11 protein-coding genes are annotated in these 12,498 nt (G+C 66.5%); 9 read left to right on the forward strand and 2 right to left on the reverse strand.

Annotated features, from left to right (window positions below):
- Window positions 1-112 precede the first annotated feature (112 nt).
- Window positions 113-1,324: a DUF418 domain-containing protein gene (locus ACIA8C_RS14210; RefSeq protein ID WP_397134512.1), complete on the forward strand. Its 1,212-nt coding sequence runs from the start codon at window positions 113-115 to the stop codon at window positions 1,322-1,324.
- Between the two features lie 9 nt (window positions 1,325-1,333).
- On the opposite strand, the gene ACIA8C_RS14215 is transcribed toward ACIA8C_RS14210, so the two are convergent.
- Window positions 1,334-2,089 (reverse strand): DUF6882 domain-containing protein, encoded by a 756-nt coding sequence (locus tag ACIA8C_RS14215; RefSeq protein WP_397134514.1) that lies wholly within the window; start codon window positions 2,087-2,089, stop codon window positions 1,334-1,336.
- Window positions 2,090-2,159: 70 nt separating this feature from the next.
- On the opposite strand from ACIA8C_RS14215, the gene ACIA8C_RS14220 reads away from it, so the two are divergent.
- Window positions 2,160-2,693, forward strand: a complete 534-nt coding sequence (locus ACIA8C_RS14220) for an NUDIX hydrolase (protein ID WP_397134771.1) — start codon at window positions 2,160-2,162, stop codon at window positions 2,691-2,693.
- 5 nt (window positions 2,694-2,698) lie between these two features.
- Here ACIA8C_RS14220 and ACIA8C_RS14225 read toward each other — a convergent pair whose 3' ends face one another.
- Window positions 2,699-3,409, reverse strand: a complete 711-nt coding sequence (locus tag ACIA8C_RS14225) for a TetR/AcrR family transcriptional regulator (protein ID WP_397134516.1) — start codon at window positions 3,407-3,409, stop codon at window positions 2,699-2,701.
- A gap of 100 nt (window positions 3,410-3,509) precedes the next feature.
- On the opposite strand from ACIA8C_RS14225, the gene ACIA8C_RS14230 reads away from it, so the two are divergent.
- The 7 genes from ACIA8C_RS14230 (at window position 3,510) to ACIA8C_RS14260 (ending at window position 12,193) form a co-directional block, all read left to right on the forward strand.
- The gene (locus ACIA8C_RS14230) at window positions 3,510-4,409 is read left to right on the forward strand and encodes a diiron oxygenase (RefSeq protein WP_397134518.1); all 900 of its coding nucleotides are present in this window, start codon (window positions 3,510-3,512) and stop codon (window positions 4,407-4,409) included.
- A complete protein-coding gene (locus tag ACIA8C_RS14235) occupies window positions 4,406-6,163 on the forward strand; it encodes a DUF4873 domain-containing protein (RefSeq protein WP_397134520.1) in 1,758 nt (585 codons plus the stop codon). The genes ACIA8C_RS14230 and ACIA8C_RS14235 overlap by 4 nt, the downstream gene beginning before the upstream one ends.
- 39 nt (window positions 6,164-6,202) lie before the next feature.
- Window positions 6,203-6,484: a DUF427 domain-containing protein gene (locus ACIA8C_RS14240; protein WP_379290415.1), complete on the forward strand. Its 282-nt coding sequence runs from the start codon at window positions 6,203-6,205 to the stop codon at window positions 6,482-6,484.
- A gap of 217 nt (window positions 6,485-6,701) precedes the next feature.
- Window positions 6,702-8,324 carry a hypothetical protein gene (locus ACIA8C_RS14245; RefSeq protein ID WP_397134523.1) on the forward strand — a complete coding sequence of 541 codons (1,623 nt, stop codon included), beginning with the start codon at window positions 6,702-6,704 and terminating at the stop codon, window positions 8,322-8,324.
- 333 nt (window positions 8,325-8,657) lie between these two features.
- On the forward strand, window positions 8,658-10,463 hold the full coding sequence (locus tag ACIA8C_RS14250; RefSeq protein WP_397134525.1) for an AMP-dependent synthetase/ligase: 1,806 nt from the start codon (window positions 8,658-8,660) through the stop codon (window positions 10,461-10,463).
- Between the two features lie 20 nt (window positions 10,464-10,483).
- The gene (locus ACIA8C_RS14255; RefSeq protein ID WP_397134527.1) at window positions 10,484-11,656 is read left to right on the forward strand and encodes a PucR family transcriptional regulator; all 1,173 of its coding nucleotides are present in this window, start codon (window positions 10,484-10,486) and stop codon (window positions 11,654-11,656) included.
- 168 nt (window positions 11,657-11,824) lie between these two features.
- Entirely contained in the window at window positions 11,825-12,193 is a 369-nt protein-coding gene (locus ACIA8C_RS14260; protein ID WP_397134529.1) for a CocE/NonD family hydrolase, read from the forward strand.
- Window positions 12,194-12,498: the final 305 nt, after the last annotated feature.

Consider the following 12,498-nt stretch of genomic DNA (forward strand, 5'->3'; position numbering starts at 1 on the left):
CCGCCACCGGGCCGAGTGGCGACGCGATAGACCCCGGTCGAGGTCGATCTCATACTGCCGGTGGTACTTCCGGAGGACCCGTCGGACAGCTGGTCGGCGTGATAGTCGGGGCATGACCGAATCTCTCGCCGATCCGCAAATCGGCACCGCGGCGCGGCATCGCGCGGCGGACGCCACGGCCACGGCCGGACCTTCGCGATTGGTCGCGCTGGATGTGCTGCGCGGTATCGCGATCCTCGGCACGCTCGGCACCAATATCTGGATCATGACCAACCGCGAGGGGCTGGTCGGCTATATCGCCGAGATCAAGTACCCCGCGACCGGCTGGCTGTGGGCCGAGCGGGTGTTGCAGCAGCTGGCGCAGGGCAAGTTCCTCGGGCTGCTCACCATCATGTTCGGCATCGGGCTTGCCATCCAGCAGGCCTCGGCGCAGCGCGGCGGCCGACGCTGGCCGGGCAAGTATCCGATCCGGGCCGGGCTCTTGCTGCTGGACGGGCTGCTGAACTTCGTGTTCGTCGCGGAGTTCGACGTGCTGATGGGGTACGCGATCACCGGACTGGTCGTCGCGTTCGTCCTCGCGACAAGCGAACGCGCGCAACGTCGCTGGCTGATCCTCGCGGCGGGGATCCACCTCGCGATGCTCACCCTGATCGGGCTGGCCATGGTGTTCGACCCGCATACGCCGGCGCCGCACAAACCGCTGGATCCGAATCCTTATGCGGACGGGTCATTCTGGGACCTGGTGGTGTTCCGCTTACAGAATGTGGGCGAGTTCCGCTCGGAGACGGTGTTCGTGTTCGCCATGTCGGTGGCGTTGTTCCTGCTGGGCGCCAGGCTGTTCCAGGCCGGGGTCTTCCGGCCCGCGGGTGCGCGGATTCGCAAGTGGCTGATGATCATCGGCTTCGGTGTCGCGGCGCCGATCGACCTGATCGCCGGTATCGCGGGCAACGGTGCTTACTTCGTGCTGACCCGGTACGGCACCGCTCCCGTTGTCTCACTGGGCATTTTGGCCCTGGTCGCGCACTGCTACCTGCGCAGGCCGCAGGTCGGTTTCCTCGGCCGCCGCCTCACCGAGGTCGGGCGGGCCGCGCTCAGTTGCTACATCCTGCAGAACCTGGTGGCGTCGATCCTGTGCTACGGCTGGGGTTTCGGGCTCGCGGCCCGCGTCTCCCCCGACGCGCGTGTCCCCTTCACCGTCGGGATCTATCTGCTGGTTTCGCTGATCATCGTGACCGGGGCCCACTTCTGGTTACGCCGCTTCGAGCGTGGGCCGGTCGAATGGGCCTGGCATCTCAGTTACCAGGCGCTGGCCGGAAAAGGCTGACTGGAGAGCTCAAAACGAGTTGGCCGACTGGGCTTTCGTCTCCGACGGCAACTCGATACGGTCCACGACCACCCCGACGTCGAGGTTCGAGACCACCCCTTCGTCATCGAATTCGATGGTCCCCGCCAAGCCGGAACCGCTGAATTCGAGCGCGTGCTTGTCGTCGACGAAACCGGTGACCAGGCCCCGCCTGCTCAGGTAACTTTGGGTAGCTCGCCGATGGTCGACCAGCGGTAATGCGTTTATGCCATGGGCGAGTACGCGCGCGATAACGGACGCGCTCGGCAACGGCAGTTCGAACGCCGGATGCTCGACGAGAAACGCCACACAGGTGCCGTCGGTGACGCCGCAGTACGAACTCCAATGCCCGGAAATCACTTTCGCGGCGTCGGCGAGCAGCTCCGCCACCTGGTGCGGCTCCGGCGCCGCCCGCCCGAGCCTGACCGGCATTTCCGCGGCGCACAATTCGGCGACGCCGTAGCGAAAGCCGAACTCACGCACCATCCGGGCCACCGAGATCAGCGGCTTGGGGAAGCCCCACGGATTCGCCCACGCCCATAGCCATGACTCGGCGTCGACGGTGCCGAGCAGGTGAAAGTCCTCGCACACGAATGTCTGCTCATCGCCGACGAATTCGAGCCGCCCCGCCTCCATGTCGGCCTGCCACCGGTGCGAACCGAGCAATTCCTCGACGTGTAGCCGGTGCTCGAGCGACAGTAACCCCGCGTCGTCGAGCAGCCTCGTCAAGGGCACAGGTTCGGACACCGGCATGAGCGTAGTCAACACAATCCCCCTCGTATGTATCGTCGCCTGCCGCTAGTTTCATGAGGTGACCATGGCCGACCGTTATCCGTTGTTGCACACCCCGACCCACTGGGCGTGGGGTGATATGGACGTCCAGTTCTCCACCGAAGCACCACCCGACGAACTGGTCACCAACATCCATGTCGTCTGCTTCGTCGGCGACGATATCGTGCTGTGCCGCGACGATCGCGATATCTGGCTACTTCCCGGCGGCACCCGCGAGCGAGACGAGTCCATCGACGAGTGCCTGCGCCGCGAGCTCCGCGAAGAAGCAGGCGCCTACCCTACCGGCCCGGTCCGCTGGCTCGGCGCGCACTACGCCACCAGCAATCTGGCTGCGCCCTTTCGGGATTGGCAGCCGCATCCGCACAAGGCCTGGCTGTGGTGTGCCGCCGATGTCGTGCTCGATGCCGCGCCGACCAATCCCGACGACGCCGAGCAAATCCTGGAGGTCCGCGCCGTCCCGCTACCGGAGGCGCTACGTCTGGCCCGCACCGACGGCGATTACCTCGCCGAATTGATTGCCCTGGCAGTCGAATTGCATCGACCGGCGCGCGAGGGCTGACCGAACTACCGCACGCGCAACGATTCCGGCCTGGCCAGCAGGTCGCCGACGACCACGTCCCGTTCCAGCGGAACGCCGAGACTGCGCGCGTTGCCCTCGAAAAGCGCCAGCACCGACTCGGTGAGAATGCCCTCGACCTGATCCGAGCAGAGGGTGGTGGCGGGGTCGGCACGCCAGCTGTTCACCACACCATCGACGAAGCCGATGATGCCGAACGCCATCGGGCGCGCCCGGCCCGGGTCGACGCCGAAGCTGGACAGCCAGATCGCGAACAGGTCGGCCAGCCGACCGCCGATGCGATCGCGGGCGCCGGCCAGCGACGAATCACCCTGCGGCGCGGCGCCGCCGATGAAGCGGTGCAGATTCGGGTGGCGTTCGACCCAGCGGACGTAGGTGCCGACGGCGCCACCGACGGCGTCGCGCACCGTGCCCTCCGGGTCGAGTTTCGGCATGATCTGCGCCAGTAGCGATTCCAGGATCTGGCGGCGGATCTGCTCGTCCAGGTCGGTGCGGCCTTCGAAATGCCGGTAGACGACCGGGCGCGGCAGCGCGAGCCGGTCGGCGATCTGCTGCACCGACACCTCGACGCCGTGCTCCTCGATGACGGTGATGGCGGCGTCGATCACGTCGGCGCGGCGCTGGGCCTTGTGCCCGTTCCAGCGGGTGGCGCGACCGTCGGCGACGGGAGGCTCGGGGTTTCCGCTGGTCGTGGTCACAGAATCACGATACCCGCACGACGGTTGACTGCGACAGTTCGTCTCACTAATCTATATGTAACAGCTTGTATCGGTTACTCGACAATGTTGGAGAGCAGTCATGGGCAACGAAGCCGCACTGATCCCGCAAGAGTCCTTCGCGCAGCGCCTATTGACCGGATCGGTCAAGAAGTCCTACGACCCGGTGGTCGATATGGATTGGGACGCGCCGCTCGATCCTGACAAACTCTTCCTTCCGGCTGCGGTCGTTTCGCTGTACGGGACCGAGTTGTGGGAGTCGATGACGCCGCAGCAACAGCGCGAACTGTCCCGGCAAGAACTGGCGAACGTGCTGTCGGTCGGCATCTGGTTCGAGAACCTGCTCAATCGACTGTTGTTGCGCGAGTTGCTCGCCGACGACCCGACCACCCGCCATTCGCACTACACGCTCGTCGAAATGGGTGACGAGTGCAGGCACATGATGATGTTCGGCAAGCTGATCGACCGCATCGAGGCCCGTCCGTACTGGCCGCGGCGCGCGGGCAGGCTGGCCATCGGCGTGCTGCCGATCTTCTTGCGCGGCTCCATGACCTGGGTCGGCGCGCTGGTCGGCGAGGAGATCTTCGACGCGATCCAGCGGCGCACCCTGGACGATCCGGAGTTGCAGCCCTTGGTTTCTCGCGCGATGCGCATCCACGTCACCGAGGAGGCGCGCCACATCGGTTTCGCGCGGGACGCGCTGGCCAGGATGGTGCCGACCATGTCGCGTGCCGAACTCGCCTACACCAGGCTGTGTGTCGCGGTCGCCGCACCGTTGTTCGTCTATCTGCTGACCAATCGGCACATGTACGACCGCGCCGGGTTGGACGGGCGCGCCGCACGACGGATCGCTACCAACAACCCGGACGCCAAGAAGGCGCTCGGTATCGGTGCCGCGAATCTCGGTGTGTTCCTGCAGAAGCAGGGGCTCATCGGCCCGGTCGGCGAGTGGATCTGGCGGCGACGGGGGCTGCTCGCATGACCGAGAATCCCGAAATCGTCATTGTCGGTGCCGGTTTCGGCGGGCTCGGCATGGCCATCGAGTTGCGCAAGGCGGGCATCGACGATTTCGTGGTGCTGGAGAAGGCCGACGAGATCGGCGGCACCTGGCGGGAGAACACCTATCCCGGCGCAGGTTGCGATGTGATGTCGCTGATGTATTCATACTCGTTCGAGCCGAACAAGCGGTGGACGCGAATGTTCGCCCGCCAGCCGGAGATTCTGGACTATCTGCGTCGCACCGTCGACAAGTACGACCTGCGCAGGCACATCCGGTTGCATTCCGAGGTCGTCACTCTCGACTTCGACGACGCGGCGGATCGCTGGAATGTCGGCCTCGCGGACGGGCGGCAGTATCGTCCGCGTCTGGTCGTAATGGCACCCGGCCCGCTGCACGAACCCGCCGTGCCGGAATTTCCTGGCCGGGACACGTTCCGCGGCACGAGTTTCCACTCGGCGCAGTGGGACCACGACTTCGATGTCCGTGGCAAACGAATCGCGGTCATCGGAACTGGCGCCAGCGCGGTGCAATTCGTGCCGCAGATCGCCAAAGAGGCCGCGCAGGTGACGGTTTTCCAGCGCACCCCGCACTGGATCGTGCCGAAACCGGACCGCCCGCTGACTTCGGTGGAGCACGGAATGTTCCGGTATCTGCCCGGCGCGCAACGGCTTTACCGCTGGGCGGTCTACTGGGGCTACGAGGCGATGATCCCCGCGTTCATGAACCCCGAGCTGATGCGCCGGGTGGAGACGGTCGCCCGCGGCCACCTGCGCCGCCAGGTGCGCGACCCGGAGCTGCGCGATCGGCTCACCCCCGACTACCGGCTCGGTTGTAAGCGGATCCTGGTGTCCAACAACTTCTATCCCGCGTTGCAGCGCGACAATGTAGAGCTGGCGACCACGCCCATCGCGAGCCTCACCGAGTCCGGCATCGCCACCGTCGACGGTGCCGAGACTTCGTTCGACGCGATCGTCTACGGCACCGGCTTCAAGATCTCCGACCGGTTCGCCGGCCAGCATATCGTCGGCGCCAACGGCCTTGCCCTGCAACAGGCTTGGCGCGACGGCGTGGAAGGTTTCCTCGGCGTCGCCGTGCACGGGTTCCCCAATATGTTCCTCATCGTCGGCCCGAATTCCGGTGGCGGACACCAGTCGATCGTCTTCATGATCGAGGCGCAGGCCCGCTACATCCGCCAATGCGTCGAACTGCTGCGCAAGACCTCCAGCACCCGGATGGAGGTGCGCGCGGCCACCCAGCACGAGTTCAATCGTCGCACCCAGCAGAAACTGGCGGGCACCGTATGGAACGCGGGCGGCTGCAACAGCTGGTACCTGGACGAGCACGGCGTCAACCGCGCCGCGTGGCCCGGCTCCAGCGTCTCTTACTGGCGCACCATGCGGCATCCCGATCCGGGCCACTACGATCTCACCGTGGCGGCCGATCGTGAACCGGCACACGAGTATTCGGGCCCGGCCACCCTCGACTCCCCCGGCTCACTGCTCTCGGTGACCGTCGCGCTCAGCGGGCACGCCGACCCCATCGACGGCAGCTACCACTGGTACGGCCGAATCAGCGGGACCGACCTGCCCGACCCGGGTCGCGCCGAGGTTTTCCTCACCCTCCCCGGCCGCTTCCCCACCGCGGGCCGGCTCCAGGAGCGCGACCCCTGGGGCAACCTGCGCATCGTCGGCATCGGCGACCCGCCGTACCCCCTGGAACCCGCCGAGGTCCATTAATCACTGGGACTACTTCGGTAGCTCCGGCAGAATTGAGTGATGGCAACGGCAACCTGGCAGGGTCGTGTCCTCGCGAGCAGCGACGACACGATCATCGTCGAAGGCAATCACTACTTCCCACCCGATTCCGTACACACCGAGTTCTTTCAGCCGTCGCAGACCGACTCGTTCTGCCCATGGAAGGGCACCGCCAGCTACTACACAGTCGTCGTCGACGGCCAAACCAACCCCGACGCCGCCTGGTACTACCCGGACCCGAAACCCGAGGCGGCCGAGATAAAGGACTACGTGGCGTTCTGGCGGGGCGTGGACGTCGCCTGACATGCAGCCGCATACCTTCTGACGTCCACACGCGTGTCAGAGCGGCGATTCGCTGTGCGAGAAATCAGCAGGTGTGCGGCGGGATGCGGGACTTGTCGTTCACACAAAGAATCGGCGGCAGGTTCGGCATTCTGTCGATACCATGCGGCCGGATCGTGGGGTGGGCTGGAGATCACGGCGGTGCGCGGCATCGTCGCGAACTTTCCGGAAGGCCCCCATGACACTGTCGTCACCGCGGTTCGCCGCGGCCAGCGTGCTCTGCTGCGCGCTCGCCGCAGGCATGGCTCCGCTGCACGCGAGCGCCGATCCCGGCCAGACCTGGTACCTGAGCGCCACTGCCGCGGCAGGTGGAAACGGTACGGAAGCAACGCCTTTCAATACCTTGCAGGCCGTTCAGCAAGCCTCCGGCGACGGTGACACGATCATCGTGCTGGCCGCTCCCGTCGGCACCCCACCGCTCGACGGCGGCATCGCCCTCAAGCCGGGGCAGCATCTCCTCGGCCGCCAGGTCCCCGGAGGCATTGCGGCCGTGGCCAATACGACCGCAGCCAACGACGGCGACGCGGTCCGCCTTGCCCCGGACACGGAGGTCCGCGACCTCACCGTCACCAGCGCCATGCGCGGCGGCATCTACGGCCACAATGTCGGCACGACGGTCCTCGCGGGCAATACGGTCGCCGCCACCAACCGCGCCTGCCACGACGGTTTCGTGGTGCAGCCGTTTCCGCCGATGATCGGCGTCCCGTTCGGTATGTCGCTCCCGGCGACCCCGAACGTGGTGGCGCTGAACAACGGCTGGGCGGGCATCATGATCGACTCGGATGCCGACGTGAGTTTGCCCACCATCGAACGAAACACTGTGCACGACACCGCATGTGGCGACGGCATCGATGTCCGCAGCATGGGCTCCGCACAGGTAACCGCCACCATCACCGAGAACCTGACCGAGAACATCAACGAGGGCATCGCCAAACTCTCGGTCCTCGCCATTGGCATGCAGAGCACTGGAACGTCCTCCCTCACCGCAACGGTGCGCGGCAATACCCAGCGCAACATCGCCGTTCCGGAGAACGACCCGCTCAACGCCGTCGCCGACAGCGAAGGCATCTTCGTCAATGCCGCCGACCGCGCCCGCATGCGAATCACCGTCGACCGCAACAGCTATCGGCACGGCGGCGGCCACTTCTCCGCCAATGGCATCGAATTCGTCACCAGCAACGGCACCCCGGACAGCGAAGTCACCCTCACCAACAGCGAATTCATCGACGTACCCGGCGATATCGTGGAGAACCTCGATCTCAGCGCCGAGGGCGCCAGGCACGTCATGACGATCGACGGCCTCACCGCGTCTCGTTCCAGCTTCCTGGCCGCGGTGCTCAATCCGTACGTGCCTGGCAATCTTGGCAGCTGCCTGTTCTCCGCCAGCTTCGGCCGCGACAACACGACCGCGCTGACTCTGCGCAACGCGCACCTGAGCCGGTGCAGCGCCGACGGCATCGGCGTCTACGCCTACTCGCCCAGCGGGCCCGCGCCCGCGACGGCGACCATGAGCTTCGACATCGCCGACACCACCGTCGCCGACGCCGTGGTGGCCGACCTGCACGTACACGCTGTCGGCGACCTGGCCAGGCTCACCGGCAAGGTCGAACGATCCCGATTCGGCGGCGACATCGTGCTGACCAAGAGCAACAGCACCCTCGGTGCCGGCTCGGTCATCGACTTCGGCGGCGGCCGCCTCGGCAGCACCGGAAACAACTGCTTCGCGCCGACCACCGCCGCCACCATGGCCACCGCGGCCTTGCCGCTGGACCAGCCTGGCTCCTGGCCGGTATGCGGCTGAACCCGCGCCCGCCTTCGCCGCAAACGCACAGCCTTTGACATACGCACGAGTGTTTGTGCGGCAAGTCGGTGTGCGGGAGGTCAGGGAGTGTGCGGCTGGGGCGGGATCGCAGCGCACTGTCGGGGCACGGCACCCGGCCGATCCGGACGGGACATCGGTGACACCGGAACACCGAATTTGGTCGAATGCACAATGTCGCGCGCCACACTCTGCGCGTTTGCCGCTAGCGCACACACTCACTCATGCGTTCTGCTGATAGATGACGATGAGGTCAGCCCCGTCCCCACCCTGACCGGGCATGACCTCAGCCCTTCGCTAGCAGAGGTTAGGTTCTTGGTTTCATCGACAGTCCCGGCGACCGCCCGCCCGGACACGCTTTGTGCGGCGTTCCAGTCAAACGTCGCGAAATACCCGGACTCGGTCGCGCTGCGCACCCTCGGCGGCGCCGTCTCGATCACCTGGCGGGAGTACGGCGAACGCGTCGAGACCATCGCAACGGGTCTCGCCGCGCTCGGCATCGAACCGGGCGACACGGTGGCGATCATGCTGACCAACCGCCCCGAGTTCCACCTCTGCGACACCGCCGTGCTGCACACCGGCGCGACGCCGTTCTCGGTGTACAACACCAACCCGGTCGACCTGCTGGTCTATCAGTTCAGCAACTCGCGCAACAAGGCCGTCATCTGCGAGAGCCAGTTCGCCCCGAAGATCCTGGAGGCGGTCGCCAAGGCGGCCGAGCAGGGCGTGCACGTCGAGCACGTGATCTGCGTGGACGAGGCACCCGATGGCGCCATCGCGCTCACCGATGTCGAGCGGACCACCGCGGGCACCTTCGATTTCGACGCCACCTGGCGTCAGGTCAAGCCCGACGACCTGCTCACCATCGTCTACACCTCCGGCACCACCGGCCCGCCGAAGGGCGTCGAGCTGACGCACACCAACTTCATCGAAAACGCCCGAGTCCTCGACACATTCGGCGGTGGCGGCCCGGACGACCGGGTGATCTCCTACCTGCCCGACGCGCACGCCGCCAACCGCTGGTTCGCGCACTACCTGACCTTGCTCGAGGGTTGTCAGATCACCACCGTTGCCGACTTCAAGCTGGTCGCAACGGCTTTGGCCGAGGTGCACCCGAGCGTGTTCCTCGGCGTGCCCCGGGTGTGGGTGAAAGTCAAAGGCGCACTGGAGGAACGCTTCGCCACCGAGTCGCCGGTCAAGCGCCGCCTGATCAACTGGGCGATCGATGTCGGCCGCAAGAAGGCCCGCGCCACCTCCGACGGCCGCACCCTCGGCGCCGTCGACCGCCTCCAGTACGCGCTCGCGGATCGTCTGGTGCTCGCCTCGATCCGCGACGGACTCGGCCTCGACAAGGTCCGCATCGCGGTCACCGGCTCGAACGCCATCCCGCCGGAGGTGCACGAGTTCTTCCTCGGGCTCGGCATCCCGCTGTGCGAGGGCTACGGCATGAGCGAATGCACCGCGGGTGCCACGCTCAACCCGCCGGAGCGGGTCAAGATCGGCACGGTCGGCACCCCGCTGCCCGGCGCCGAGGTCAAGCTCGCCGACGACGGCGAGGTGCTGATCCGCGGCAAGATGGTGATGCGCGGCTACCGGGACGACCCGGCCAAGACCGCGGAGACCATCGACAGCGACGGCTGGCTGCACTCCGGTGACATCGGCACCTTCGACAGCGACGGCTACCTGTCGATCATCGACCGCAAAAAAGAGCTCATCATCAACGCCTCGGGCAAGAACATGTCGCCTGCCAACATCGAGAACACGGTCACCGACAACTGCTCGCTGATCGGCACCGTGGTCGTCATCGGCGAACAGCGGCCGTTCAACACCGCGCTGCTGATCCTCGACCCCGATCTGGCCGCCGCCTACGCGCAGCGGCACAACCTGCCTGGCAAGACCGTCGCGGAGCTGGCGAAGGACCCGGAGATCCTGACCGTCATCGAGCAGGGCATCGCCGCGGCGAACAGCAAACTGTCCAGGGTCGAGCAGATCAGGAAGTACATCGTGCTCCCGGAGGTCTGGGAGAACGGCAGCGACTACCTGACCGCTACTGGCAAACTCAAGCGCAAGCCCATCTCCAGCGGCTACACAGATACCATCGAGGCCTTGTACTCGACCTAAGTCCGGGAAGAAGAACCAGCATGATGCCATCGCGGACTCGGGTGTTCGACGATCTCCATCGGCGGACCGCGTCGATGCTCGAAGCGTTCTACGCCGCGCTGCCGCCGTACCAACGGCTGCCGCAATCGTTGGTGGAGTCCGACTTCGCCCGAGGCACCAAGCTCAATGTCGACCTGTTCTTCGAGTACCTGCGCCGCGGCGAGGAGCCGACGGAGGAGGACACCAGGGAACTCGTCGAGCTCGCGATGGACCGGCTGCGCGACGGCACCCCGCTACCGGAGGTGCTGGAGCGCTACCGGTTCGGCGCGGCGTTCATCTGGGAGCGGCTGCGCGCCTCGGCCAACCCGGCCGAGCGCGAGCTGCTCTTCGACGCCTCGCTCATGCTGCTGCAATACGTCACGCTGGTGGTCTCGCGGATCGCCACCGCGGCCACCCAGCGGGTGCACGACCCACGCTGGGAGCTGCTGGAGCGCAGGCGCGGCATCGCCGACGCGCTGCTCACCGGCCGCGACCCGGTGGAGTGGGCGAACGACCCGGTGATCCCGGTGGCCGACGCCTTCCTCGTCGCGGTGTTCCGCCTGTGCGGCACCCGCGGCGGCCCGGCGTCGGCGCTGCGGCACCGGGTCGAGGCGATTCCCGGGGTGTTTCTGCGGCTGGACGCGGGCGGCTGGACCGCGCTGATCCCGCTGCAGCCCGGCGACGACGGATCGGCCACGCTGTCCGGGCTCACCTCCCGGCTGCCCGCGCAGGAACCGGCCGAGCCGCCGCCCTATTGGGTGGGCGTCGGCGCGGCCCGCAGCAAGGACGCGATCCCGACGATGTACGCCGAGGCGCGGGTGCTCGCCGAGCTGGGCCGCTGCCTCAATCGGCGCGACATCCTTTGTCGCAGACAGGATTTGCAGTTCGAGTACACGGTCGCGGTGAGCGACGCGGCCCGCCCGGGTTTGGCGTCGGTGCTCGCGCCGCTCGACGCGCAGCCGATGCTGGCCGAGACCCTGGAGGTGTTCGTCGACAGCGGTTTCAATCAGCTGGCGACGGCGCGCCAACTCAACGTGCACCGAAATACGGTGACCTACCGGCTTTCCCGGGTGCACGAACTGACCGGGCTGGACCCGCATCGCCCCGCCGACGCGATGACCCTGTCCGCCGCGCGGCTGGCCAGACGACTCGAATCCGCCGCGTTCGCTCCGTAATCGGCTGCGGCAAAACAACTTTTAGGCACCGCGGTATCGGCTGACAGACGGGGAGCCGACCACTCGGGTTCGACCCTAGCCAGCAAAGGTTCAGGTAGTTGAGAATCGCATCCCGGGTGCGGGCCCGCCGCCGCTGCATGCTTCACCCGGGCCATCAGCGCTCAGGACATGCTGGTGCGGTGCGGGTTACCTCGAGGTGGATCGCCGACGGGCGCGACGGCGGCGGGTCGACCTGCGCGCGGACCCCCGCGTCTCAGCAGGACGGCCTCGCAGCTGGTCGACTGGGCCGCGAAGCTGCCCGGCGCCAACGGCAAGGTCGGCATGTACGGGTACTCGTTCCCGGCGCTGTCCGCGTGGCGCACCGCCGGATCGGAGTCACCCAGGCTGAACGCTGAAAGGCGACGGTCATGCCGAACTTGCCGCGTTTGCTCGGTTCGTCCCAACAGCCGCACCAGGACGCCGCCCGGCCGTCCAGCCTGGTCGTTCCGCTCGCACCGGCCTCGACGTTTGGCGGCTGAGACAGCGGGCGCACGATAGGCCGGAATCGTCCGATTCGGGTGCGTCACAGGTCACTTTTAGCCCGACTTCACCTGCGGGACCTGTAAAGATCATGCAAACCTGGGATGAATTCCAGGTGCATTGAGACACATTGTCCAGCAATCTATCAGCTACCTGAACACTAAGTGTTTCACATCCCCGCTGGCAGCGGCGTTGCACTGGGTCATTGCACCGCCCGCAACGCCGTTGTCCGCGATTCCGGGGCAAATACCGGTGATCAGGCTCACCGTCACATTCACTGAAAATTTCTTCTACAGTTTGTCTCGTTCCGGTCCGACGATGAC

The sequence above is a fragment of the Nocardia sp. NPDC051321 genome (assembly GCF_044455225.1).
Classification (GTDB): Bacteria; Actinomycetota; Actinomycetes; order Mycobacteriales; family Mycobacteriaceae; genus Nocardia.